The sequence below is a fragment of the candidate division WOR-3 bacterium genome (genome assembly GCA_039802005.1).
Taxonomy (GTDB): domain Bacteria; phylum Hydrothermota; class Tepidihabitantia; order SM23-42; family JAOAFX01; genus JAOAFX01.
The window spans coordinates 66,969-93,164 of sequence record JBDRVV010000006.1; the positions used below are offsets into that span (position 1 = coordinate 66,969).

Genomic DNA, 26,196 nt, shown 5'->3' on the forward strand with positions numbered 1-26,196 from the left:
AAATACACTATGGCACAACCTAAGACCCTTTCCGAACTCATTAATTTGTTAATTGAGCGAAACTTTTGTGTAGAAATTTATAAGAGATTTCAAGCGGACGCTGACAGGATAAATAGCATAAACAAAAATGCTGCCATATGGCGGAATCCTAAAGATGTTCTCAGATTTGATATCACGCATTATTTAGGTCAAATTAGAGGCGTAAATACAAGTAGATCTGATAATCAATTCGTTGACAGGTTAGTTGGATTATCAGCCGAATTTATGCCCAGCCTACTACTTTATAATTTAATTGAAAGAATAACTTTTGGAGGAATTCAAGTGAAAGTCAACGATATTCTTGATGACTACCATGTTTGTTATTTACCATATTGCGACTTGATGTTATTAGATAAAAATACATATAATAGAGTAAAACAAACTAAGTTAGCTCAGTGTTCAAAAATATTCAGCAATGTGATTAATTTTTCAAAAAGTTGGGGTGAAAAATAACTTATTATATCAATACACTTTTATCTTTTAAATTACCTCAATAAATTGAAAATCCATATCAATGGAATGTAATTACTGATATGACCAAAGTATATTAATCCGTTTTTATTGCTGAAAGTATCCAGTCTTTTATCTGATTTTTATTTGGCACCTTACCGGTGGAGACGATTTTTTTGTTGATAACAAGTCCTGGTGTGGTGATAACCCCATATTTGCTGATTTCTTTTAAATCGCGAATGTGCTGAATATCTGCTGCAATATTCAATTCCTGGACTACAGTACGAACATCTTTTTCCAGTTGTTCACAGGAAGGGCAGCCGGGACCTAAAATCTTTATCACCAGTCCGGCCTCTTCTTCCTCAACCTCTTCGCCACAGAATCTAAGGTATTCACGATAAAGGGCATTTTTATAATCTTCTTCTGCACTTGAAGGGATATAATTCTGCTCTTTTGCCTTTTCCAAAAGAAAATTCTTTAAACTATTTCCGTCACCAATCTGTGCCTGTTTTGCCGATTGGAATATTTCATCTAAGCCAATGATTCCAATTCTATTGCCTTTGACGGTGATTTGTCTGATTTCCATAAACTTTCATATCCCTATCGCGGTTAGAAACCGCTCCTACAATTTCGTAATCCCTTCTTCATCCCTTTTTATCTCTCTTTTCCCTTATTTACCCTTATTAACTATTTCTTGTTCAATAAACTCCTTTATCTGCGATTTTGCCGGAATCTTGCCTGAGATTTTTACTTTACCATTTATCACCAATCCCGGCGTCGCCATTATCTTATATTCCATTATCTTTTTGAGGTCGGTTATTTTTTCAATATTTGCCTCTATCTTCATCTCTTCAAGGACCTCTTTGGTCCTTTTTTCCACTTCCTGGCATCTGGGACAACCAGAGCCAAGGATTTTTATGTTAAGCATAAAACCTCCTTTTGTTAAAATTCGAAATTCTAATTTCTAAATCCGAAACAATATTTAAATCCCAAAATTCAATGCTCAAAACGTGCACATCCAACATATCTAAAGGCATATAAATTTATCATGATGTCACTATCAAATATACTCCACCAAGTATCACCAAAACACCACAGATTTTTTTCACAATTGATACACCCTTTGATTTTTCTGACCAGTGGAGATAATTACCGATTGTTTCGGTCAAAGTTCCGGCAAGGACTATTACTGCACAATGGCCAATTGCATAGGCAAAAATCAGGGTGATTGCATAACCAAGTCTTGTTGAGGCAACAGCAAATACCACACCGAGCATTGGTGCCATATAAGCAAAGGTGCAGGGACCCAGGGCAATGCCAAAGACAAGACCGATAATAAATGCACCCAATAAACCTTTTTTATCAACGCTTGGTCCACCACCGGAAAATGGCAGGGGAATTATGCCAATTAAATGCAATCCAATTATAAAAAACACGATTGCTACAATATAATTGCCGGTCCTGCCAATATCACCCATCATCCTGCCCAAAAGTGCGGTTACCAATCCGACTACGCCGATTGTAATAAGCACCCCAAGGGAAAAGATTAAGGCAATTACAAAAGCCCTTTTTACACTTATCCTGCCCTGCTCACTTATATAGCCGACAACCAGCGGGATACTCGCTAAATGACAGGGACTCAAAATTATGCTCAAAATACCCCATAAGAATGAAGCAGCAATCGCAATTACAGGATTTTGCTCAAGTGCCTTGGTTAACCAGGTTAGGAGTTCAAGCATAAAGACCTCATTATAAAAAATCCAAAATACCTAAAAGTCCAAAATGCCTAAATTTTAGGTATTTAGGTATGTAGGTATTTAGGCGTTTATTTACATTTAGGATTTCGAATTTAGAATTCATATTGGGCAATATCATTCCACACCTAATTTTTTCAACTGACTGATAATATCCTGTTCCGGCATAAACCCCTGGTGCCGATAAACCTCTTTGCCACTCTTGTCAAAAAATATCTGGGTTGGAATCATCATAATTTTATATTGGCGGGCCAAAGACGCATATTCACCAACATCAATAATAAGAATTTCAGCCTTGCCTGCATATTCTTTTTGTAACTTCTCTAAGATCGGCTGCATCATCTTGCAGGGGATACAGGTTCCTCGGCCAAAATCTGCAAGCACAGGCCTGCCTGATTTTAATGCCCGGCTCAATGGATTATCCGCAGTAAGCGCCGCCTGCTCTTTTATCCATTTATCATTACGCACAATCTTTGCCTTTGCTTTCAGATTATTGATGAATTCTTCAATCTTCAGTCGCTGCTTTTCTTCAATTGCCATTGGCCTCAATTGCTCTTTTACTGATTCATAATCTTTGTTTGGTAACTGGTCTTTATATTGATTGAAGAAGTCCCTTAGTTCATTTTCATTGACCGTAACATTTGAAACAATCTTTCTCAATAATAAATTGACCATTATATCTTCTTTTTTATCTGGATTCTGTTTAACTAAGTCTTTATAATCGTCTTGCTGATTGACCTTCTGCCTTTTCGCCTCGTTTATGAGTAATTGCCGTGTTATCAGCTCCTCAAGAAATCCCGGTTTATCATCTTTATAGTATTCTTTAATCTGTGAAGGCATCGCATTCAACATACTATCAAGTTGTTGTTTTGTAATTTTTATGTTATCTACGATTGCCAGGATATCATCGGTTAGTGCCAGCGGGTTATCAGAATTGCTTACGGTTTTCGCTTGCACCAGGGTATTCATATATATATCATTTTTTTCCTGAGTGATTGTATCCCGAGTCTGAATTTCGGGAGCATTGACAATCACTCCCGGTCTTTTATAACTTGCGACAAGAATAACAACGAGAATTAACACAACAGCAATTGCACCTATTATAAGATATTTTAGCTTATTTGCCATATTTTTCTCCTTCATAGTATTTTCTCTTTATCCACAGTGCTACATTCACTAAACTAATTAACACCGGAACTTCAATCAGAGGTCCAATAACAGCAGCAAAGGCCTGCCCGGAGTCAATCCCGAAAACCGCAACCGCTACAGCAATAGCCAATTCAAAGTTATTTGAAGCGGCGGTAAATGAAAGAGTTGCACTTTGCGGATAGTTAGCACCGGCCTTTTTGCTCAAATAAAAAGAGAGTAAAAACATAGAAACAAAATAGATGAATAGAGGAATTGCAACTCTCACTACATCAAGAGGAATTTTCACAATAAATTCACCTTTTAGCGAAAACATGACAACAATGGTAAATAACAGTGCGATTAGGGTAATCGGACTGATGGCAGGAACAAATTTTTGTTCGTACCAAATTTTGCCTTTTGTCTTCAAACCAATAATTCTGGACAGAATACCCGCGATAAACGGTATCCCAAGATAGATAAAAACACTCTCGGCAATCTGACCAATGGTAACTTTAACCACCACACCCTTAAGGCCGAGCATAGGTGGTAATAAGGTAACGAAGATATATGCATAGATAGAATAAAATATCACCTGAAACACCGAGTTAAAAGCGACCAATCCTGCACAATATTCACTGTCACCTTTGGCTAATTCATTCCACACAAGCACCATGGCGATACAACGGGCAAGACCGATCATAATTAGTCCTGTCATATATGCCGGTTCTCCTCTTAAAAATATGATTGCAAGGATAAACATCAAAATAGGTCCAATAATCCAATTCTGTACCAGTGAAAGACCAAGCACTTTGTAATTGCGGAAAACTCTTGACATTTCTTCATATTTAACCTTTGCCAGAGGTGGATACATCATAAGAATCAAACCAATGGCAATGGGAATGTTGGTTGTGCCCACTTGAAAACGATTCCAGAATTCATCTATACCAGTGAAAAGATAACCCATCCCTACGCCAACAAACATTGCGAAAAAGATCCAGAGGGTTAAAAGCCTATCCAATAAAGATAATTTAATCTTTTGGTCCATTATACCCCCTCACCCTTACCCTCTCCCACCGAGGGGCGAGGGCAGTAAATGTGATGCCTCTCCCACCGAGGGGCGAGGGCAGTAAATGTGATGCCTCTCCCACCGAGGGGCGAGGGCAGGATATCCGTTTGCATCCGCTCATTTCCGTTTGAATCACTTTTTTAAGCAAATAAAATTCCATAGAGCCAGCCTACAATTGTTGAAAGCACAATGACCAAAACAATATAGGTAATCGTCTTTTTTATTCCCATTATGCTACTGATAACAAGCATACTTGGTAGACTCACCGCAGGACCAGCAAGCAATAGAGAGAGTGCCGGACCTTTTCCCATACCGCTACCCAAAAGACCCTGTAATATTGGAACTTCAGTGAGTGTGGCAAAATACATAAATGCACCGGAGATCGCAGCAAAGAAATTAGCGAAGATTGAATTACCACCCACGAGCATCGCAATATACTTTGAAGGTATTATTCCAGCATCAGTATTGGGTCTGCCCAATAAAAATCCCGCAACCATTACACCGGCGAATAATAATGGCAAAATCTGTTTTGCAAATGTCCAGGTTGAGAATACCCAGTCTCTTCTCTCATCAGCATTGAACCATTTGAAGATAATTACAAACATTACAATGAGAAATATTAAAACAAGATACCAATGGATGTTATATACTGCATTCCAGAATCCAACAGGTTCTTTGGGCTTTGCCCAGGCAGCAAACACCAGAATAAGAATTAAAGAAAGAAAGAAAAGAGCATTCTGGCCAAGGGTTCGTCCTCTTGATTTCACTGATTCAGTTTCAAATGATTCTTCGCCTTCTATCCTTTTATCTCTATAGATCAGCGCCATCAAAAGACCAATAACAATTGAAAACAAGACCGCACCCACTGCCCTGGCAATACCCATTTCTGCACCAAGGATTCGGGCAGTCAAGATTATCGCCAGGACATTTATTGCCGGACCCGAGTATAAAAAGGCCACTGCTGGACCAATGCCTGCACCGCGGGTGTATATCCCTGCAAACATTGGCAGGACCGTGCAGGAACAGACTGCAAGGATTGTGCCCGATACCGAGGCAATCCCATAGGCAAGGATTTTATTTGCTTTTGCCCCAAAATATTTTATCACTGCCTCTTTAGAAACAAAATTGCTGATTGCACCCGCAATGAAAAAGGCAGGGATCAAACAGAATAAGACATGCTCACGGGCATATTCTTGAATCATAAAGAATGCCTCAAGGATTGCACCTTGAATTCTCGTTCCTTCAAGGGGCACAAAATAAAGAATGAGAAAGACAATGATAAAGATTAAAAGTCTTGTTCTATCTTTCAATTTACCTCACTTTTTTTAAAATCCCAATTACTAAACAATACCCAAATTTCAATAGCCAAAATAGTTTGGATAGATTTCCGCTTGCGCGGGAATGAAAGAAATGAAGAAGTCATACCAAACCGTAGCGCTTTTCGCAACCGTAAACCGTATTACCTATTTCCATATCATCTTCTCGCCATTTCCCTGAATAATTCACTTTTCTTCTTTAAATTTCCTGCGACACACTCTTCAAGGGTATCAATTATCTCAAAAATCCGCCTATCCACAACTTCATACCAGACCTCAAGACCGCGCTTTTCGCAGCGCACAATGCCTGCATTTTTCAAGATTGATAGGTGGTGTGAGACATTGGATTGTTCCGCGCCAACATACGGTATAATTTTGCACACGCAACAGGGACCATTCCTGAGTTTTTCTATTATTCTCAACCTCAACGGATGTGCTAAAGCATTAAATACTTCAGCCTTCATATCTAAAATCTCGGCATTTTTATTCTGCATATTGATAACTCCTTTTTACCTTCAATAGTCAGAAACTATATGATTATATCTAAATATCGTCATATGTCAATAACCGCTTTAAAGATATTCCCAGAATTTTATCTACTAATACTAAAAATCTATAGTTTACTCCTGCGAAAAAGCACAGAATTTTCTTGACATAAATTGCTAATGGACTATACTTATAAACGAGGTGTATCATGTTACACAGAAGATTAAATAACAAAAAAAGTTTTATATCCTTCTGTTTATTGTTGCTCTTTATTACGGGTTGTGGTGCTAATATTATGGGTGCTAAATACTACCGCCTTTTGGAGAAGGAAAGAAACATATATTTAGGATTAAAAGGGATAGATTCAGTCGCAGCTCATCAATATTTGAATTTACCATCGGCTACCGAAAGAAAGTTTTTTTATGAACAATACTGGCAGGGAAGGGATGAAGAGCGAAGTGAATTTGAAAAGCGGGCTGAATTTGCCTTTAAAGAATATGGTAAATATGCACCTCTTACTGATGATAGAATACCTATCTATGTAAAATATGGCAATCCCACAAGACGATATGTCATTACACCCGAGAAAAAAGTTGGCATTGTGACCAAAGAATTTGTAAGACCTGCTGAAATCTGGACATATAAAAATGATGGGGTTGAATTTGATTTTGTTCGATTGACCCGTGCATATAAAATAATTGCGAAATCGGAGTTTGGCGATAAGGTTAGCATTCCCTATTTGAAGGACGATACTTCAGCAGTTCCACCTTTGGATACAATATCTGCCGGAAAATTAAATTTTGATGTTGCATTTGGTAGGTTCAGACAGCGAAAAGATTTAGTCAGACTTGAGATTTATACAAGAATTATGATTGATGACACTACTGATTGTAGAATGTTTCGCAAAATAAAGGTAAAAAATCAATCTGATAGCCTGATAACGGAAAAGGCTAATATAGTTATTCCTCAGGCTGGAAATAATGAATACTTTTATGATGAAATTAATCTCTGGCTTGCGCCCCAGAGATATTCAGTGATCATAGAGTATATCAATTTAAAAACTAATATGGATGGCAGAAAAGAATTTACTGTTGACCTGCTTGATTATAAAGATGATGCTAAAAAGATAAGCGATTTAGTTTTTGCCAAATTGATTGACGAATCACTGAGTGATGAGAAATTTTTTAAACTGGTTGGTCGTGTGATGCCAATGGTTCATTCAACGCTTCCCGTTTCAACACCATTTTATATCTATCACGAAGTGTATAATCTCAAGATGCAGGAAGGGCAACATTTACTACGGGTTGATTATGAAGTTTACAATAAAGAGCGAATGCGCAAAGAGATTGTTGATATTATGAGTCAGACCGAAAGCAGTGAGGGTGATGTAGCATATATCGCTGCAAAGTACCATCCAATGGATTTACCTGCAGGCAATTATATAATTGTTGCAAGAACGACCGATCTTTTAAGTGGCGAGCAATTCTCTGCTATAGGCGAATTCACACTTGAGAAGATTGAAAAATAAAAATGAAAGGCGTGATTACAAAAATTGGTTTAATTCTGTCTCTGGTATTTGTTGGATGCATTATGAAATACACAAGAAAAATATACCCTGAGACAAAAAAAATTCATATGTCAGAGATTATCCATGGGAAAATTATTGTTGATGAATATAGATGGTTGGAAGATTTTGGCGATAATACAGTTCAGGAGTGGATAGCACAACAGAATTATTTGGCGCATAAATATCTTAATGGACTTCCGCAGCGGGAATGGTTGAAAAGGAGATTTACTGAATTAAAAAGATACGATGATATATCTGCTCCTCGTCAAGTTCTCGTTGGTGATCGAATATTTTATTCAGCAATAAAGAAGGATTGGGAGCGCTGGGCATATTATACAAAAGAGAATGAAAATGCTGAATCAGTTTTATTATTTGATCCGAATCAATGGGGGTTGAATACACTTGGCGCGGTCTATCCATCACGGGATGGTAAATATATTGCCTACAGCGTGGAGGAAGCAGGTAAGGAAAATCCGATTATAAAAATAATGGAAGTTGAAACAGGACGGATATTACCTGATTCACTCCAGGGTTGGCGCCAAAGCGGAGTTGCCTGGTTGCCTGACAATTCAGGTTTTTATTATACCGCGAATCCATTGAAGGGCACAGTGCCTGAAGGTGAAGAGAACTACTGGGATGCAGTTTATTTCCATAAACTGGGTACACCAACTCCTGAAGATAAAAAAATATTCTTTCATCCGGAAGTAAAAGAATATTTTCATAATGCGGTAGTCAGTGAGGATGGAAGATATGTATTATTTTATCGCTCAATGTTTTACAAAAATGAAGTTTATATCCAGAGATTAGGCACAAGTGAGCCGATGCAACCGATTGCTATTGGTTTTGATGCCGAATATAGTATAATTCTGGTGGAGGACCGATTGATAATAAAAACAAATCTGGATGCACCAAATGGAAGGGTATTTTCAACGACTCTGGATAAACTGGATAAGAAATACTGGCAGGAAATCATTCCTGAGTTTGAAGATCACCTTGAATATATTGAAGCAATTGGTGGGCATCTCTACGCGGTTTATATCCATAATGCCCATACGAACATAAAGATTCATACCATAGAAGGGAAATACATCAGGGATTTAACATTGCCAACCATTGGGAGTGCCTGGGTCTGGGGCTACTGGTCAAAGCCCGATGTCTGGGTTTCTTTCAGTTCTTTTACCCATCCATTAACGATTTATAAATACGCTTTTGAAAGTGATAAATTAATTCTATATCATCGCCCACCGATTGATATTGAACTATCTAATTTTGTTGTCGAACAGGTGTGGTATGATTCAAAGGATGGAACAAAAATACCAATGTTCTTGGTGCACCATAAGGATATAAAAAAGAATGGCAAAAACCCGGTATATTTGACTGGGTATGGGGGATTTAAGATATCTATCCACCCGCATTTTTCCGTAAATTATGGAGTCTTTCTTGAATCTGGTGGAATGATCGCAATACCTAATCTGCGCGGTGGCGGCGAATTTGGGGATGAATGGCATAAGGCAGGAATGCTTGATAAAAAACAGAATGTCTTTGACGATTTTATTTCTGCGGCGGAATACCTTATTGAGAATAAGTATACGAGTCCTGAGTATCTTGCAATTGGTGGTGCCAGTAATGGTGGATTGCTTACCGGCGCGATATTGGTCCAAGCGCCAGAATTATTTAAGGCAGTCTATGTTGGTGTCCCTCTACTTGATATGCTACGATATCATAAATTCAGTTATGCAAATATTTGGGCTGAAGAGTATGGAAGCGCTGATAACGCCGAACAGTTTGAATATTTAATCAAGTACTCACCCTATCACAATGTTAAAAAACAAAAATATCCTGCAGTCCTTTTTGAGGCAAGTGATAATGATCCACGTTGTCATCCGATGCATGCCATGAAAATGGCAGCAAAGGTTCAGGAAAACCAAACAGGCGAGGCACCAATTTTATTAATAGTTCGCAGACATGCAGGACACGGAGGCGGGACAACAAAATCTGAACAAATTGAAGAAGATGTTGATATGTGGTCATTCATAATGAGCCAACTTGGTATGAATTTGCGATAATGGTTAATTGTGCACTAATTAAAAATCTTCGAAAAACCAATCAATAAAATGATTTTTCACTTTATGACGATCAATTTTTGGGAATTCAGTTTATTATCAATATCCATTAGAATAAAGTAAGTACCAGCAGAAACCCGTCTGCCATTGTTATCGCAACCATCCCAAGCAATGATGTGATTGCCTGAATTAGATCCTTTTTTTATCAAGTCTTTAACCACCTTTCCTGAGGAATCCACGACTCTCAATGAAAATCCATCACGACAGGTCGGAACAAAAGCATTGATTTGACAAGGAAATTTTACCGGATTGGATTTCACTTTGAGATAAGATTGAAGGATTGTTTTATCTTTGTTTTCACTGATCGCAAGTGTATCAAGGGTAAGCACATATGTATCACCGAAATAATAGTCATAATACTGATCACCACCGAAAACAAAGATTTTATGATGGAATGGGTCATAAGCTGCACAGGCACCTCGTCTGCCTTCAATGTTTACACCACTCGGTATAATCTGATGCCAGACTAAAGAATTCAGATTGAGAGCCCAGACATCATTGTAATATAACATATAACCTGGATAATCATAACCAAATCCCAGAATCATTTCGTGATTTTGATTATCATAAACTGCCCAGTGTCTTGTCCTTGAACCGGGCGAATTTCCCGATGGAAATAACTGGTGCCATGATTCATTCCCATAATTTAGATCCAATGCCCAGACATCGTTATAAATTGATGAGCTGTTGCCGCCGAAAATAATCATTCTATGGGCAATCGGGTCATAAGTTGCGGTATGTGCACCTCTTATCGGTGGCGGTGAACCAGACGGATTTATCTGGATCCAGGTTGTATCATTCAAATTTAAAGCCCAGACATCATTGAAGTTATTTCCGCCTGCATCATAACCACCAAAGACAATCATACGATTGTTTACCGGGTCAAATATCGCTGAATGTGCATCACGGGCTACGGGCGGAGTCCCAGAAGGGAAAATCTGAGTCCATACTTCATATCCCGGATTGAGATTGAGTATCCATACATCATTATAAAATGTATAATCATCCCTGCCGCCAAAGAGTATTACGCAGTTACCCGCAGGATGATATATCATAGAGGGTGAACGCCGCGGTGCGGGAAGAAGTTGGGAAAGTTGTAGTAATCTCCAAGTCTGAGAGTTAAAATCAAGTGTCCAGACATCATTGAAGTATCCGCCCCAGGATAATCTATAATTGCCGCCACCGAATAAAATCATTCGCTGTCCTATGCTATCAGTACATGCAACTGCCATACTCCTTGGACTCGGATTTGCGGTAATTTGCCATTCTGCGGAAAATAGTGTAGAAATAAAAATTAACGAAACAATAGTAAGACTTCTCATATTTCCTCCTCACAAAATTATATAATAAATATAGAATATGTCAACAAATATGTGTTCTCACTAAGGTGATATTATTACGGATAGCATAGATAATATTTATTCTTGCGAATTCCCCAAATTGATACTTTTTGAAATTTGCCAGGGTAGGAATTTTATTGAAATCGCAGCAAAAAGAATCTCGGCAACAGTTATCCACAATCGCGACAAAAGACTTATTATAATTGCAATCGGTTTAGGAAAATAAAGAGACAGTAAAAGAGTTAATATACCTTCTCTAACGCCCAATCCCGCAGGGGCAAATAATGCAATAAATCCAAGATTCCAGGAGATTGAAAATACACCAGTCAAATCAATAAATTTACTACAAGATACCGGATAGAATGAATTTATTAGAAAGAAAAAGCCAATGCCATAATTTATCCAGACAATTCCGAATAATAAGGTTAAAGCTAACATCGAAAAATATCGGTATCGCAAGTCTACAAATGGACGTTTTAATAACCGGCATATGATATTTATAATTTTACCTGCAAAAAATGGATGCAGGGCAATAATAGCCAATATGGTTAATATAATAGCGAGGAATATATAATTTCTTAATATAGCGTAGTTATAAATCAATGGGGAGATTATGAAAATGATAAGTGAAGAAAGCAAAAGAAGTCCTGTTTCCAACGCGATACTCAAAAATCCTTTTTCTTCTTTTACACCCAATTTTTTAATAAAATAAACTCGACCTGCGGCAAACCATACTTTGCCGGGCAAATATTTCCCGAGGACTGAAATTCCTGTTGTAGATAAGGAATATTTAAACGATATTTTTTCTCCAAGATTTGCCAATATTTTCTGCCAGAGATACGCCCCATAAAGGAAGTTCAAAAAAATGGGGATAAATGAGATTAAGATAAAGCCTAAATTGAATTTTAATTTGTCAAAAGGAATCTCCTGCCAGGTCTGAACAAGGTTTTTACCTAAAAAGAAGAATATAATTAAAACAATAATCCAGAAAATTACTTTCTTTAAGATTGATGAGAATTGTTTGCCGGACTCCATTATTAATTATAGTTAAATTGTTCAATAATTCAACAATTCCATTATTCTAAAACGATCGAAGAATGGAAATTCTCTATATTTAATCAGTAAAGTTTTCATAGATTTCAGCAACTGAATCTGCAGTCTTTTGCCAGGTGAATTTTTTTGCTTGGGTAATGCCCTTTTCTTTTAGCTCAGAATAAAGGCTTCGATTATCCAACAATTTTTTTATACCCTCGTAAATTTCCAACACGGAATATGGATTTACTTTTAATCCTGCCTCACCCACGATTTCGGGCAGAGAACTTGTATTGGCAACCACCACTGGAGTCCCACAACTCATTGCCTCAAGGGCGGGAAGCCCAAAACCTTCATAAAAAGAAGGCATTACGAATATATCTGCGGCATTATAAAAATCTGGAAGTTCGTTTTCTTTAACATTTTCAAAATATTTTATATTATTTTCAATCCCCAGTTTCCTTATCAATTGACGCGTGGTATCAGATTGCCTTCCGACCCTTATTAAAATGATATTCTTATAATCAGCTAAAAGTTTTGCGAACGCCTTCAAAAGACAGGGAATATTTTTCCGATATTTTTCAGTTCCCACATTGAGGATGACTTTGAAATCTTCTGGGATATTTAGTTTATGTTTCAAAATCTCTTTATTTTGCAAAGGTCTGAAGATATTATGTTCGACACCGAGATAGACGGTTTTTATTTTCTTTTCCGAAATTCCATAAATTTTTATCAAGTCTTTTTTGGTTGAATCTGAATCCGCCATGATAATCAAAGCCTTTTTTAACCCCCAGTAAATGAAGCGCCGCCAGAATCTTTCTGAAAGATGGTCTGGGGTTATTAAGGGGGCGAGGTCATGACAGGTGATAATAGAGTTTGTTTTTGAGATTAAAAAGGATAGATTTTGATTGGCAAAATGATACAAATCATATTCTGGAAATTTTTCGTGGAGCCTATACCAGAAAAATGGTTTATTATCAATAATTGGATATCTTTTATCCTGAACAATGATAGCACCATCTTGATTTTTTAATGCACGAGCTTTGTAATCTAGTAATAAGAAATCAATGTGAAATCTCCCTTTTAGCAATTCAAATATCTTGAATGCATATTTACCCATCCCTGAATAGAAAGGTTGATCATTTATTAATGCTATTTTCATATATCATTTTGGTATTACTGTTTCTATGAAGAGAAAAAATAATCTTTCCTTGCTAAATCGATCCGCAAAATACTCATTAAAAAAGTTAAGTCCAGATAACAGATTACTCGATCCATAAATTTTTTAAAATTTAATAAACTCATATCTCAATAATTCCTTTTGAAAATTTATTATAAATATATTATATCTTGTATTAACCATAAGTCAAGAATAATTGAAAATCAGATTATAGCCCAGCCCTCCATAACAAAAAAATACAAATTTCACAAAAATTTCACAAATATAAAGTATAATAATATAAAGGAGGTTTTATGGCTATAATTGTTGTATGTATATTAACTATTTATAATGGACCGATTCTTATCGGGGGCAGGCAATGGGATCAGAAGATACATAACATAAATAATATTGAATTCGGAGTAACGAACTATGGAAAAATAGGGGTGCCCTGTTACTGGCCTAAAGGAAGTGGTCAGGGGTATATTTTTGGCTCAGGGATATGGGTTGGTGCCATTGACTCTATAACCTGCGATACAATGGTGACAATTGGTTATGGAACCCATGGCGGAGAATCTGAATTTGTTCCGGGTTTATACGGACAGGACCCGGGTGCACCTTGTGTAATAATCTATATGTATCCATACCCCTGGCCCGCACCTTTAGATAGTTTTCCCATGGCTCCACAGGAACCATTATCAGACCAGGATTCCTGGTGTTGTTATAATGATTGTGATTCAACATATCATATGCCAAATGATACAAAACCAATCGGCATTGGAGTCTATCAAACCGTCTATGTCTGGAGTGATTCTTTGCTTGCGGATATGGCGTTTTTGAAATTTGAAATAAAGAATGTGCTGCACAAACCGATTAAGAATCTATATTTCGGATATTGTGCTGATTGTGACATTGGAAATGAGGCAGGGACTAATGCTAATGACATTTGCTATGCAATCGTTGGAAAATGGTATGTAGTAAATGGCGAATCAATCTGGGTTGATAATCTTGCATTTCAGTATCAATTTGCAGATGAACCAGGCTGGAGTGATGTTGGCGCAATCGGCTTTGATTTATTGCAGACACCATTTGATTTACAATGGGGGCAGGATAAAGATAACGATGGTATTGTAGACCAGTATGAGCGGGATAGTATTTATTATTGGAATAATGTGCCGCCAAGTCAATGGGATATTGACAATGATGGCGTCCCGGACTGGCGTGATCCATCGGAGAATCCTCAGATGGGATTGACAGCATACAAGAGATTTACCTTGGTAAGCGATCCGTATCATGACAATGAACGATATTTAGCCCTTGCCGGATATGATTATAACAATGGGCAATATGTTCCTTATGATACAGTAGTCCCCCAACCCGATGACCAGCGGTTTTTGATGGCAAGTGGACCGTTCCAGCTGATGCCTGATTCCAGCGCCACCATTATATTGGGAGTTATGTTAACATACTGGGATAGATATAACCATTCAATGCCCGATACTGAAATTGTCCTGCTTGACCACCGAATGCAGACTTATTGGAATTTGAACTGGAGATTGGGTATTCACGCAGGTTCTTTATTCAGCTCAAAGGTTAATAACCTTTGTATAAAACCGAATCCGGTTAAAGACGAGGCAAGGGTACATTTTATTTTAAAAGAACCTTCCTATGTTACTTTAAATCTCTACAATTCATTGGGACAATTAGTACTGAATGCTTGGAATGGTGTTAAACCAACAGGAGAATATAATATAAGAATTGATGTCCGTGAATTGCCATCGGGAACTTATTTTCTTGTATTAAAGTCAGAAACGGAAATTACAAGCAGAAGACTGATCGTGATAAAGTGAAAAAAAGCAGAAAAAAGTTGATATTTAGCGAAGTAATATAACTTTTTGTATTTCTTTCTTATTTCCTGCTTCCAGTTGAATAAAGTAGATTCCGGCAGGAAGTTTACGACCTGCATCATCTTTACCATCCCATACAATATTGGATGCATGGTTTGAGATGTAAAAGGGCAAGTTAAATGATTTAACAAGTCTGCCTGCAATATCATAAACCACAAGGCTGACCTCTGGTTCTGAAAGAACCATCGGTTCTTGAAGAAAGCCTTGTCCTACATCATCAATTTGGGGAAATTTGAAATCGGAAATGCGAAATTTAATCACACATTGATTCTGAAATGGATTTGGTAAGACTTCGAGTTTTAATTTTTGCCCGGAAGCTTCCATTATACCTTCTTCAACAGCGGTTTGGTATTCAACACTGAAATCATCTATATAAAAACCTTCTCCCGTATGCCCATCATTATCACTGACAAAGGCAATGCGAATCTGAATGGAGTCACCGGAAGAGTAATCATCAAGTAAATATTTCTCACAGAACCAATCACTATTGATCGGCCGGTTTTGGAGGGCACCGCCGGTGCCGATGAAATCAAGGGTATCCGCATTATTATTATGGAGAACAATGACATAGATTCCATCACTACCATAGATCGGCACATTAAACCAGCGGTAGAATTTTAGTAGAGAATTTTTATGGATCATAAACGGTATGGTCTGGATGTAACAGTTCATATTATTGACATATTGGCCAGTGGTTTCATTGCCACAAAACCAGGAATGTGATTGTGAGAAATATCTTCTCGGTGAAATATGCCAAAGATTATTTGTTCCTCCGGTTGTCCATAAAGTAGTGCCGGATTCCATATCATCGAAAAATCCAGTTTCACCAATTAATATTGATACTGTATCAATAAATAGTGAATTCTCCGAGTGGATATTAAGCAAAAACTTAGAAATATGGGGCAAGGGAACGAACGGACTTATATATACTACAAAAGGCTCTGTAGCTTTCTTTATCACTTCAGGGGGAATTTCACCATAGCGAACAGTATCAATGAGCACAAACCCATAAGGGTCAAGGGATGATAATCCTGACCGGACTGAATGCCCGGCACCATAACCAGAATTTTTTAAATCTATATACAATGATTCTATCTGTCCGGGTAAGGCGGGTAAGGTTTTAATATCGGTTTGCTCAATCTTTAATTGTGGTGTTCCAATGAGGATGTTCGGCTTAAAAATCAGGGTGTCACTGTTGAAAACTATTCTCAAATTAAATGTAGCACAATTACCGTTCCGGGCAAATTCTCTTATCCTTATTGCAAATGCGTTGTCAATAGTTATTGAATCATTGGGTAATAATGAATCAGCAAATGCAGTGCTGTCAAAGACCAGGGCGAGTGTATCATTGGTTGAAATTATTAATTGAATATTTCTCGCCGTAATATTACCACAATTGATTATTTTTGTTGGAAGTAGTATATCTTCATCGGGATTTGCAATCTGGTCGTTATTGCCAAAGATATCATTTATAATCCATCCGCCGAAATTTACATATGCCCCACTTATTACTGGAGTTGTCAATTCAAGGGGAATATAATTATGAGCGGTTATGGTCAGATCAAAATTTCCTGTGGTCAATGCATTTGTGTTTAAAAATGCCGAACCACTCGCATCAGTATATCCGGAAGAATATGATTCATTGCCTTTCATTAAACAGACAAGGGCATTGCGCAGGGGTGAATTTGTTTTCTTATCTTTTACGGTAATCATTATTCGTGCATTGCCCAGCGGGATATAATCGGGAGAAAAGGCAATCATTGTATCAGGGGCTTTGGTCCATACCGGCAATTCCGGGTCGCCAAGAAGATTTATCTGATATTGATGCCATCTATAGACATTCTCTTCCCTTGAATATGGGATGAAATATGCCTTTGCCTGTGCCAGTGCTTCACCAAGATGGTAATTATTTTCTCTAAAGAGTGAATAGAAAAATCGTGAATCAAAGCGGTCGGAATAGCCAAATCCAGGATTCCCGGGCGAACCCCAGCCATAGCTGGAATTGCCAATGAATGCCACACCGCCCCCATTCGGACTGTTGACAAATGCCTCAGATACCGATGCTGAATCAAATGCATTTGTCCAGCAGCCGATTGAATATAAAATTCCATATTTCGGTCCATTCGTTAACGTATCAAAATCAACATTATAAATCCGATGGGGCCAGCCTCCTACTGAGATCAAATTTATCCAGCCATGGCCATCGTGATTTATCAGATTCTGTCCATCCCTTATCGCCTGCATCACCGCTTCTTTCGTTTCGTTGCCAAGACTCTGGTATAATTTTGTTATCTCAAAGTAATTGGGGAATGCTTCATTACCAATCTTATTTTTATGAATCCCCTGATCTGTATATGGATCCCACCACAGGATTTCAGCCGTAAAGAGCCCATTGTCAAGATATTCAAAGGGTGGATTCTTTTCGTATGTTAAAATTTTTTCTACAAACCTTTGTGCCTCAGAGATAGTGTTGACCGGTGCTCTGCCCACAATAAGGTCTGGATACAAATCTATACTATCCTCAATTTCTCCATAACTTCGGTCATTATCTCTATCCCAGTTTCCCTGCAAATCCGCATAATACAAATCACAGGGCATTGTATCTTCCCTTCCGGGATAGATATTGGCACTACAGGTCATTGCATAGGCGAATCGGCAGGGAATATAATCAATGTCACCTCCGAGCAGGACATAGACCGTGCCTGAATCCGTTAAGGTTTTTAGATAATTTCTAATTCGTGCTGCACTATCTTCTCCTGGATAATTGTTTATTATCCAATTTACATTTCTTACCCGCGCAGGAATCCCTTTTTTTGTCTTCCAGTCAGCGAGTCGCTGGAATACAGTATCCATTGGTGATTCGGTTATTATTAGATATTTTATTCTTTCTTGATCTGGAGTTTTTGTTCTTATTATCACATCTTCAGGATTTACGACCATCTTTCTTATAAAATCCCCTGCGGCAGAAGAATTTGTGCCTCCATCGTAATGTATTGAAAATTTTATAGAATGATACACAATGAGTTTTTTTGATGTAGGGAAATACTGAAAAGGGATGAATAAGAGTTCACATATTTGATAACCATCAAGAAATCCAGAACCTTTAAAATAAATAATTTTGTCTGGATATGGATTTGATGATAAATAAATATTTTCATCGCGCAGATTGATTTTTTTTATATCTTTTTTTGAGAAGATTTCCGGTGCTAAAGAAAATGCAACATCTGATTCTAAATCAAATTCCTTTCGTTCAGTAGAAAGTATTTCAATCTTTTTTATACTTGCATAAGAAGGGAGGGCAATTTTTACTGTTTTACAAGGTAATTCTGGCGCACCTGTTATATCAGTAATTTCCCAGTTCGGTATCCTCAACTTTGTATTGTCTGACCGTATAAATTGCAATTCACTTACATCAAATTCAAAATAGCCGGTGTAAATGCCACTTAGAAGAAACAAAATTGTTATCAAATCTTTCCTCCCGCAAAATTAACCCTATTCCCGCCCATTTCCTTTGCCTCATAGCAGGCATGGTCGGCGAGGTCAATGAGTTTTTGCTTTTCTCTGCTATCTTTTGGAAATACTGCAATTCCGATACTGAGCGTAACCGGTGGGTCAAGATTTTCAGATTCAATCTTCTTTCGTATTCTTTCGGCAACGACCAAGGCGAAATTGGCATCAGTCTCAGGCAATACCGCAATAAATTCATCCCCGCCATACCGTCCCAAAAAGTCAACATCTCTAATTGCTTCTTTCATCAAGGTGCTAAATCTTTTTAATATATTATCACCGGCCGAATGTCCAAATTTATCATTATAACTTTTGAAATTATCAAAATCCATCATCAAAACTGCAAATAACCTGCGATAACGCTCCGCCCTTCGGATTTCATTTTCAATCATTATCTCAAAACTGCGACGGTTTGGTAATCCTGTGAGTGGGTCGGTCAGAGAAAGTCTTTTTGCCTCTTCATAAAGCCTTGCGTTATCAAGGGCAATAGCAATCTGGGCACTGAGTGTAGAAAGGATTTTTATATCGTCCGGTGTGAAACCATCAATTTCTGGGCTTTCTACATCAAGGACGCCAATCAATTTGTCACCTATCATTAAAGGAAAACATACCTCACTTTTTGCTTCTTTTACACCGGGTATATAATATGGGTCCTTTGATACATCAGGTGAATAATACATCTCCCTTGTTGCTGCTACATGCCCGGTTATACCTGTGGCACCAATTTTTATTTGAATCTCCTTTACTGTTTCAGGATAATTTATATATGAACAAAGTTTCAATTCCTGCTTTTCTTCATCTACAAGAAATATTGCAAGATTTAGATAACCAAATGTTTCAACCAGGCGTTCCAGAATATTATTTAAAAGGACACTAAAATCAAGGGTGGAGATAAAGGTTCTGCTTACTTCATACAAAATTGCAGTTTCTTGTGCCTCTCTGGTGATTTTTTTATACAATCTTGTATTATCAAGGGCAATTGCTGCCTGGGAACATAATAGTTGAAGATATTCAATTTGTGAATGTGAGAAATCTCTCGGAACTTGAGAATCAACATAAAGTATCCCAATGAGATTTTCGCGTGCAATTAAAGGCAATGCTGCTACTGCCCTTCTTCCCTTTTGTAATGCGATGGGATTCACATTTTCGTATCTGCTTAAATCAGGTATGATTACAGGCTTGCGTTTTTTCAAGATTTCTCCAGAAATTCCATTAGTAAGACGGGCAGTCGTTCTATATCTCTTTATCTCTTTAGTTTCTTTTGAGAAATCGTAAGATTCAAGGACTGAAGCAGTTGATTCATCAATTACGATTAAACTCGCACTATCTGTATTAGTAATTCTTATTGCAGAAGCAAGTAGGACCTTTAGGATATTTTCGGTTTCAAAGGTTGAAGTTAGGGTTATTCCAATATGTTCAAGTTCGGTTACAATTCTTGATTTTTCTTCTATTTCGTTTATCAATTTTGTATGTTCAATTGTAAGGGCGGCAAGTTTACAGAAGAAATCTAATGCAGGGTAGTTATCAAAATTTTGTAATTTTTCGCGATAGTAAAGGTTTAGACAGCCGATAGATTCATCCTTCAATAAAAGAGGGGATGTAACCAAGGACTTTAACCCTTCTTTTTTTATCCATTCAATAGAGAAGAAATCACCTTTTTCTTCAAAAACCTTAATTACATCCGACACAAAACGAGGTTTTTTTTCCATACAGACTTTTCCTGCAATTTCTTCACCTTTTTTTACCTTCACAACCTTAAGATATTCACTTGATAGGTTTATTGAATGGGCGATTGTAAGGTATTCTCTTTCTTTATCAAAAAGCATGATTGCCGATGCGGAGGCATTGAAGAAAGAACAAGCGGTTTTAGTAATAGTCTCAAATGCTTTTTCAATTGAACTGTGTTCAAGAAGTGATTGAGCAATCTCAGCAAGTTCTTCTGGTAAAGATTTCTGGTTCATTTTATATTAATTATATAGAATATTATTTGGTTGTCAAGATTATAATATGCAATAAATACCGCGTGATTGACACAATCTAAAATTTGGCTATAATATTTTTATGATAAGGCATATAGATAATATTATTTTGCTCTTGCTCGTATTTTTTATTTCCTGTGGTATGCCACCCAAGGATAAGGCTTTATCAATTTTAAGGGACGGGGTAAAGGATAAATCAGAAGTAATCCAGGTAAATGCTGCAAAGTCTATGATTGAAATTGGTGATAAACAGGGTTACGAAGTAATTTATAATATCCTTCAGAATGGTGGTAATGATGCAAAGGTTTCTGCACTGGGTGCCTTATATTCATTGAAAGAAAGGGTCTATTCACCAGTTATAGCCAAACTATGCAATGATTCAGAGCCACTTGTCAGAACTGAAGCATATCATCTCATTTCATTGAGCAGTGATACGGGCTATTACAAGATTCTTATTCAAGGAACAAACGACCGTATTGCAAGGATAAGAAGATATGCATATCAAGGGCTTGCGAATTTTAAGGATATTCAAAATATTACCCGCGGGCTCAGGGATATTGACCCACTTGTCAGGATTTCTGCAGCAAAGTCCATTGGTTTATCAGGTAGAATTGAAGCAAAAGATTTTATTAAAAAAGAAATGGACCCTAAGAATCCTAATGTAGAAATATGGGTACAGGCTGTCCTTGCCCTTGGTGAATTGAAAGATACATCATCAATACAATATATCAAAGACCTTTTGACAGATACACCCTGGGACTTAAAGATTGCCGCAGCAGAGGCACTTCTTATGTTAAAAGATAATGCTGGAGTTGAAGTCTTAAAATCCGGACTCCAGTCGCCAGACCCATTTGTTCGGGTCAAGGTAGTTGAAATTATGGAACGTTATCCATTGCCTGAATTTTATGATCTATTGAAAGAGGCATGCAAAGATGAATATATAAATGTTTCTATCGGTGCGATAAATGCCCTTTTGAAGTATCAAAAAAAAGAGAATGTAAAATTATTTGAGAGTTTACTCAAAGCACCGAATCCGCTCGTCAGAATTGCTTCTGCGGGTGCATATTTGAGGAGTTTATAATATGTCTTTGAAACTTTATAATACACTGACAAGAAGACTTGAAGAATTCAAACCAATGGGTGAAGTTGTGAGGATATATTCCTGTGGATTGACTGTTCAGGGACCACCCCATGTTGGACATATCCGCGCATCAATGACAAGGGATATATTAAGGCGCTGGCTTGAATTTCTTGGTTACAAGGTAAAATCTATTGAAAATTTTACTGATGTGGACGATAAAATAATTGCAAAACAAAAAGAATTAAACTCTGACTGGCGTATAATTGCTGAAGAGAATATCAATAAATATATCAATCTATGTGATTCTTTGAATATAATGAAACCACATTATTATCCAAGGGCATCACAGCATATTGAAGAGATAATTGATTTGATACAGCGACTGATTGAAAAGGGATTTGCATATGAGAAAGGTGGAGATGTATATTACCGGGTTCGTAGATATTCGGATTATGGTAAGTTATCAAAAAAAAGCATAGATGAATTACAGAGTGGGGCAAGGATTGAGCCGACTGAATTAAAGGAAGACCCCCTTGATTTTGCATTATGGAAGGCAGCAAAGCCAGATGAGCCTTACTGGATCAGTCCCTGGGGAAAGGGACGTCCGGGCTGGCATATTGAATGTTCTGCAATGTCAATGCATTATCTCGGTGAGTCATTTGATATACATACCGGCGGTGAAGATTTAATATTCCCCCATCATGAAAATGAAATTGCCCAGTCTGAAGGTGCAACAGGAAAGGAATTTGTCCATTACTGGTTACATAATGGAATGGTAAACATCACAGGTGAAAAAATGTCAAAATCAACGGGTAGATATTTCTTAATGGAAGATATTGTAAAGGATTTTTCTGCCAATGTAATTCGGTTGTTTTTATTGAAGACCCATTATCGGAGTCCAATAGAATTTTCTAAGGAAAGGCTTGAAGAGGCAAAATCAGCCTTTGAAAGGATACAGACATTTATTGCAAAATTCTCCGAACCTGTTAAAGAACCAAAAATATATAAACTGGAAGAATTTATCCAGGCAATGAATGATGACCTTAATACACCAAAGGCACTGGGAATAATCTTTGATTTAGTAAGTATGGGTTATGAAACAGGTCAGCAAGATATTGCTGAAAGTATAAGGCATTATCTAAGAATTCTTGGATTTGTTGAGGAAGGCAAAAGGAGAGATGATTTATCACCCAAACTTATAGAAATAATACTGGGGATAAGAAATCAGTTGAGAAAGAATAAACAATTTGAATTATCAGATGAAATTAGAAAAAAAATAAATGACCTTGGTATAATTATTGATGATACAAAAAATGGAAGCACTTATAGATGGGAGGTAAAATGATACAGGTCACACAGCTAAAAAGAGGAATGCTTATAAAACTTGAAAATGAACCTTATGTAGTATTATCAGTAACCCATATTACACCAGGGAACTGGCGTGGTATGGTGGTGTGTAAAATCAGGAATTTGACATCGGGATTATCAAAAGAAATAAGGTTTCGTTCTACGGAAAGGGTTGAAGAAGCAGATGTTGAAGAACAGGAAATGGAATATATTTATTATGATGATGGAAAATATTATTTCATGGATTTAGAAACTTATGAACAGATACCTTTGGATGAAGAACTGCTTGGCGAGAATGCAAAATTATTGACACCAAACATCAGGGTTAAGGTTCAGTATTTTGAAGGTAAACCGTTTGGCGTTATTCTACCCAAGACCGTTGTTTTAAAGGTTGTTGAGACTCAGGCATATATTAAAGATGCCACCGCCCAGGCACAATCAAAACCAGCCGTGCTTGAAGGTGGTTACAAATGTCAGGTCCCGCCATTTGTTGAAGTCGGTGACTTGATAAAAATTGATACCGAAACAGGGGAATATTTGGAAAGGGTATAGGAGGTTTTATGGCTGATGATTTGAATGAAGAAATAAAAAAGATCGCAGAGAAAATTCCGGGGTGTCTTTATGCGAGTCTTGTTGGTTACGATGGTATATCCGTTGCCCAGCATATTATAGAAGCAAATTTTGATGTGAATTTGTATGATGCAGAGTTATCATCTTTGTTGCTGACATCAAGGGAGATAAAAAAGAATTTAAATCTTGGCTTAGAAACTGAATTGATATGGTTGACACAGAGGGCATTCTTTATAATCCAACCAGTGGGAGAAGACTATTTTATTTATGTTTGTTTAAAGCCTGCGGGCTCAAATCCCGGTGTCGCCCGCATAGAAATAAATAAAGCAAAACAGAAGTTAATGGACATTATATATCCAAAATCTGGTGCATAAGGAGGAGATATAAATTAAATCATTAGGGATCAAAACCCTTTTTGTAATAATCTCTGGAATACTTTTTGACTCAATAATTAACCCTGAACTAAAAATATATTTAATCATTGCAGCAATTGGAATTGTTGCATGCATTTTTTCAAAAAATTTTCTTTTTTTACTCTTAGCAGTTTTATCGGGTTTAAATCTTCATTTAAGAAAACCTTTGCTGGATAGGGCATTGAATAAAAAAATAACATATCAATGCGTAGTCCTTGGTGAAGAACAAAGAGACGGGAAGATAAAGTTGAAATTACATATTAAAAGGGCAATAATAAACAGGGATACGATACCGATGTCACTATTTGCGGAGCATTATACTTTTCAAAAAGAGCATTATCTTGGTAAGACATTGACAATAAAAGGAAGATTGGTTTGTAGAAAGATTCCTTATCAATCAAATCTTCTCATTGGTAGTATAATAGAAAAAGATTATAGTCTGAGTTTTACAGGAAAGATATTTAATGTTGTATATGGATATATAAACAAAATCATTACCTGTTCTCTAAATCCCGATTATATTCCAATTGCTCAGGGTTTGGTCTTAGGTGGAAGCAGCCGTTTGAGTCCTGAATTAAAGAATGTATTTGCCCGTGCAGGTGTATTGCATATCCTTGCGGTTTCAGGATTACACATAGGATTTATACTTACAATTTTAGGAACAATATTTCTGCCTCTACCTGTTTCTCCAAAGATAAAATTCTTTTTGATTATGGCGCTTTTGCTATTCTATGCCGGGATAACCGGTTTCAGACCGAGTGTATTAAGGGCATCGCTTATGGCGTTTCTATTTGGAATAAGTTTTATATTACAGAGAAATGTTGACTCAATCCACATCGTGAATATGAGCGCCCTGATTCTTTTATTATTAAATCCTTTTATGCTCTTTGATACAGGTGCTCAATTATCTTTTGGGGCAGTCTATGGAATTGTCTATCTATTACCGAAGTTAAATAATATCATATTGAAACATATAAAATTAAGAGCACTAAAACCGATTCTATGGTCAATAGCAACATCATTTACTGCGCAAGTCTTTGTCTCCCCCTTTTTAATTTATTATTTTAATCAATTACCCACGCTGGCGGTATTTTCAAATCTTCTAATCGTTCCCCTCGCCTCAATCATAATTTATCTTTTATTTTTTTTAATATTTATTTCACTTATTTCTATTCCAGTATTGAATGTAGTATCATTTCTCGTAAATAATGTAATCTGGCTACTTGAAAAAATTGCAGGTTTTTTTTCTTCTATACCATTTTCTTCAATAAGTATTAATATATCGCCGGTTTTTCTCTTTTTGTTTTTCTTTATCTTTGTAAAACGAACAAGGCAAATCGCAATATATTTGATACCTATAATCGCCATAATATTTTCTATTTGCTCATTCTTTCCTGTATCTTCAATCAAGATAACAAATAATGTAGCATTGATAACTCTACCGAATAAGGAAACTATTTTGATCTACAACGGAAAATCAGATTTTTTAGAAAATATAGAGATTGAAGAAGTTGACTATTTGATTGCCCAGAAGAAAATAATAAAATATAAAAAAGAATTTATTCCCCTGCCTGAAGATTTTTATTTTAAAAAAATCAGAGTCGGTGATTTTTTAATACTACTTGAAGAAAATTCAACGATTTACTGGCGCCAGAACAGATTTACTATACCTGATGAAGGATATGAGAACAGAATAAAAAATATTATTATTGGTAGCAAGAATTTATATCAATTTGATTCGCCAACCGATTCCTGGATAGTGGATAATTTTTTAATGGATATAAAGACAAGATTGGGCACTCTGCTCGCCTTTTTTGAATGAGACTCCAATCATAACCTGGTTAATTATCATTTCCCCCTTGACTTTTTGTTGAATTTTAATATAATATATATGCTCAAGTTTAAAAATTATTAATTCAGGTATTGCCTGAG

Annotated in this window: 21 protein-coding genes; 9 read left to right on the forward strand and 12 right to left on the reverse strand. The window is 36.8% G+C overall.

Annotation, left to right across the window (positions count from 1 at the left end; translation table 11 throughout):
- The first annotated feature begins 9 nt into the window (after positions 1-9).
- A complete protein-coding gene (locus tag ABIL69_03520) occupies positions 10-492 on the forward strand; it encodes a hypothetical protein (GenBank protein ID MEO0123053.1) in 483 nt (160 codons plus the stop codon).
- Positions 493-586: 94 nt separating this feature from the next.
- Here ABIL69_03520 and ABIL69_03525 read toward each other — a convergent pair whose 3' ends face one another.
- The 7 genes from ABIL69_03525 to ABIL69_03555 form a co-directional block, all read right to left on the reverse strand.
- On the reverse strand, positions 587-1,075 hold the full coding sequence (locus ABIL69_03525; GenBank protein MEO0123054.1) for a thioredoxin family protein: 489 nt from the start codon (positions 1,073-1,075) through the stop codon (positions 587-589).
- An 84-nt stretch (positions 1,076-1,159) separates the two neighbouring features.
- Entirely contained in the window at positions 1,160-1,417 is a 258-nt protein-coding gene (locus ABIL69_03530; protein ID MEO0123055.1) for a thioredoxin family protein, read from the reverse strand.
- A 118-nt stretch (positions 1,418-1,535) separates the two neighbouring features.
- The gene (locus ABIL69_03535) at positions 1,536-2,228 is read right to left on the reverse strand and encodes a cytochrome c biogenesis protein CcdA (protein ID MEO0123056.1); all 693 of its coding nucleotides are present in this window, start codon (positions 2,226-2,228) and stop codon (positions 1,536-1,538) included.
- A 132-nt stretch (positions 2,229-2,360) separates the two neighbouring features.
- Positions 2,361-3,371 (reverse strand): thioredoxin domain-containing protein, encoded by a 1,011-nt coding sequence (locus ABIL69_03540; GenBank protein ID MEO0123057.1) that lies wholly within the window; start codon positions 3,369-3,371, stop codon positions 2,361-2,363.
- Positions 3,361-4,416 (reverse strand): ACR3 family arsenite efflux transporter, encoded by a 1,056-nt coding sequence (arsB, locus tag ABIL69_03545; protein MEO0123058.1) that lies wholly within the window; start codon positions 4,414-4,416, stop codon positions 3,361-3,363. Before arsB ends, ABIL69_03540 begins: the two co-directional genes overlap by 11 nt.
- Before the next feature lie 161 nt (positions 4,417-4,577).
- Entirely contained in the window at positions 4,578-5,747 is a 1,170-nt protein-coding gene (locus ABIL69_03550) for a permease (protein MEO0123059.1), read from the reverse strand.
- 164 nt (positions 5,748-5,911) lie between these two features.
- Positions 5,912-6,247 (reverse strand): metalloregulator ArsR/SmtB family transcription factor, encoded by a 336-nt coding sequence (locus ABIL69_03555; GenBank protein MEO0123060.1) that lies wholly within the window; start codon positions 6,245-6,247, stop codon positions 5,912-5,914.
- 200 nt (positions 6,248-6,447) lie between these two features.
- On the opposite strand from ABIL69_03555, the gene ABIL69_03560 reads away from it, so the two are divergent.
- Complete coding sequence (locus tag ABIL69_03560) at positions 6,448-7,767, forward strand: hypothetical protein (protein ID MEO0123061.1); 1,320 nt, start codon at positions 6,448-6,450, stop codon at positions 7,765-7,767.
- A 62-nt stretch (positions 7,768-7,829) separates the two neighbouring features.
- Positions 7,830-9,872 carry a prolyl oligopeptidase family serine peptidase gene (locus ABIL69_03565; GenBank protein ID MEO0123062.1) on the forward strand — a complete coding sequence of 681 codons (2,043 nt, stop codon included), beginning with the start codon at positions 7,830-7,832 and terminating at the stop codon, positions 9,870-9,872.
- A gap of 56 nt (positions 9,873-9,928) precedes the next feature.
- On the opposite strand, the gene ABIL69_03570 is transcribed toward ABIL69_03565, so the two are convergent.
- The 3 genes from ABIL69_03570 to ABIL69_03580 form a co-directional block, all read right to left on the reverse strand.
- Positions 9,929-11,251, reverse strand: a complete 1,323-nt coding sequence (locus tag ABIL69_03570; protein MEO0123063.1) for a kelch repeat-containing protein — start codon at positions 11,249-11,251, stop codon at positions 9,929-9,931.
- Between the two features lie 96 nt (positions 11,252-11,347).
- On the reverse strand, positions 11,348-12,304 hold the full coding sequence (locus ABIL69_03575) for a lysylphosphatidylglycerol synthase domain-containing protein (GenBank protein MEO0123064.1): 957 nt from the start codon (positions 12,302-12,304) through the stop codon (positions 11,348-11,350).
- A gap of 79 nt (positions 12,305-12,383) precedes the next feature.
- Complete coding sequence (locus tag ABIL69_03580) at positions 12,384-13,463, reverse strand: glycosyltransferase family 1 protein (protein ID MEO0123065.1); 1,080 nt, start codon at positions 13,461-13,463, stop codon at positions 12,384-12,386.
- Between the two features lie 311 nt (positions 13,464-13,774).
- Between ABIL69_03580 and ABIL69_03585 the strand changes: the two genes are divergently transcribed.
- A complete protein-coding gene (locus ABIL69_03585; protein ID MEO0123066.1) occupies positions 13,775-15,310 on the forward strand; it encodes a T9SS type A sorting domain-containing protein in 1,536 nt (511 codons plus the stop codon).
- A 24-nt stretch (positions 15,311-15,334) separates the two neighbouring features.
- On the opposite strand, the gene ABIL69_03590 is transcribed toward ABIL69_03585, so the two are convergent.
- Both ABIL69_03590 and ABIL69_03595 read right to left on the reverse strand, forming a co-directional pair.
- On the reverse strand, positions 15,335-18,835 hold the full coding sequence (locus ABIL69_03590) for a C25 family cysteine peptidase (protein ID MEO0123067.1): 3,501 nt from the start codon (positions 18,833-18,835) through the stop codon (positions 15,335-15,337).
- A complete protein-coding gene (locus ABIL69_03595) occupies positions 18,832-20,835 on the reverse strand; it encodes a sensor domain-containing diguanylate cyclase (protein ID MEO0123068.1) in 2,004 nt (667 codons plus the stop codon). The genes ABIL69_03590 and ABIL69_03595 overlap by 4 nt, the downstream gene beginning before the upstream one ends.
- Positions 20,836-20,935: 100 nt before the next feature.
- Here ABIL69_03595 and ABIL69_03600 point away from each other — a divergent pair, with 100 nt between their 5' ends.
- The 5 genes from ABIL69_03600 to ABIL69_03620 all read left to right on the forward strand — a co-directional run bounded on the left by ABIL69_03600 (position 20,936) and on the right by ABIL69_03620 (position 26,086).
- Positions 20,936-21,934: a HEAT repeat domain-containing protein gene (locus tag ABIL69_03600; protein ID MEO0123069.1), complete on the forward strand. Its 999-nt coding sequence runs from the start codon at positions 20,936-20,938 to the stop codon at positions 21,932-21,934.
- Position 21,935: 1 nt separating this feature from the next.
- Positions 21,936-23,279, forward strand: a complete 1,344-nt coding sequence (gene cysS, locus ABIL69_03605) for a cysteine--tRNA ligase (protein MEO0123070.1) — start codon at positions 21,936-21,938, stop codon at positions 23,277-23,279.
- Complete coding sequence (gene efp, locus ABIL69_03610) at positions 23,276-23,833, forward strand: elongation factor P (GenBank protein ID MEO0123071.1); 558 nt, start codon at positions 23,276-23,278, stop codon at positions 23,831-23,833. The genes cysS and efp overlap by 4 nt, the downstream gene beginning before the upstream one ends.
- 8 nt (positions 23,834-23,841) lie before the next feature.
- Positions 23,842-24,225: a hypothetical protein gene (locus ABIL69_03615; GenBank protein MEO0123072.1), complete on the forward strand. Its 384-nt coding sequence runs from the start codon at positions 23,842-23,844 to the stop codon at positions 24,223-24,225.
- A 220-nt stretch (positions 24,226-24,445) separates the two neighbouring features.
- A complete protein-coding gene (locus ABIL69_03620; protein ID MEO0123073.1) occupies positions 24,446-26,086 on the forward strand; it encodes a ComEC/Rec2 family competence protein in 1,641 nt (546 codons plus the stop codon).
- Positions 26,087-26,196 lie beyond the last annotated feature (110 nt).

What these genes read in the sequence shown, in the direction of transcription:
- ABIL69_03585 (MEO0123066.1), top strand. Translation starts at nt 13,775, where the DNA reads ATGGCTATAATTGTTGTATGTATATTAACTATTTATAATGGACCGATT.
- ABIL69_03570 (MEO0123063.1), bottom strand. Translation starts at nt 11,251, where the DNA reads ATGAGAAGTCTTACTATTGTTTCGTTAATTTTTATTTCTACACTATTT.
- cysS (MEO0123070.1), top strand. Translation starts at nt 21,936, where the DNA reads ATGTCTTTGAAACTTTATAATACACTGACAAGAAGACTTGAAGAATTC.
- ABIL69_03560 (MEO0123061.1), top strand. Translation starts at nt 6,448, where the DNA reads ATGTTACACAGAAGATTAAATAACAAAAAAAGTTTTATATCCTTCTGT.
- ABIL69_03580 (MEO0123065.1), bottom strand. Translation starts at nt 13,463, where the DNA reads ATGAAAATAGCATTAATAAATGATCAACCTTTCTATTCAGGGATGGGT.
- arsB (MEO0123058.1), bottom strand. Translation starts at nt 4,416, where the DNA reads ATGGACCAAAAGATTAAATTATCTTTATTGGATAGGCTTTTAACCCTC.
- ABIL69_03520 (MEO0123053.1), top strand. Translation starts at nt 10, where the DNA reads ATGGCACAACCTAAGACCCTTTCCGAACTCATTAATTTGTTAATTGAG.
- ABIL69_03535 (MEO0123056.1), bottom strand. Translation starts at nt 2,228, where the DNA reads ATGCTTGAACTCCTAACCTGGTTAACCAAGGCACTTGAGCAAAATCCT.
- ABIL69_03525 (MEO0123054.1), bottom strand. Translation starts at nt 1,075, where the DNA reads ATGGAAATCAGACAAATCACCGTCAAAGGCAATAGAATTGGAATCATT.
- ABIL69_03565 (MEO0123062.1), top strand. Translation starts at nt 7,830, where the DNA reads ATGAAATACACAAGAAAAATATACCCTGAGACAAAAAAAATTCATATG.
- ABIL69_03540 (MEO0123057.1), bottom strand. Translation starts at nt 3,371, where the DNA reads ATGGCAAATAAGCTAAAATATCTTATAATAGGTGCAATTGCTGTTGTG.
- ABIL69_03595 (MEO0123068.1), bottom strand. Translation starts at nt 20,835, where the DNA reads ATGAACCAGAAATCTTTACCAGAAGAACTTGCTGAGATTGCTCAATCA.
- ABIL69_03530 (MEO0123055.1), bottom strand. Translation starts at nt 1,417, where the DNA reads ATGCTTAACATAAAAATCCTTGGCTCTGGTTGTCCCAGATGCCAGGAA.
- ABIL69_03600 (MEO0123069.1), top strand. Translation starts at nt 20,936, where the DNA reads ATGATAAGGCATATAGATAATATTATTTTGCTCTTGCTCGTATTTTTT.
- ABIL69_03575 (MEO0123064.1), bottom strand. Translation starts at nt 12,304, where the DNA reads ATGGAGTCCGGCAAACAATTCTCATCAATCTTAAAGAAAGTAATTTTC.
- efp (MEO0123071.1), top strand. Translation starts at nt 23,276, where the DNA reads ATGATACAGGTCACACAGCTAAAAAGAGGAATGCTTATAAAACTTGAA.
- ABIL69_03615 (MEO0123072.1), top strand. Translation starts at nt 23,842, where the DNA reads ATGGCTGATGATTTGAATGAAGAAATAAAAAAGATCGCAGAGAAAATT.
- ABIL69_03555 (MEO0123060.1), bottom strand. Translation starts at nt 6,247, where the DNA reads ATGCAGAATAAAAATGCCGAGATTTTAGATATGAAGGCTGAAGTATTT.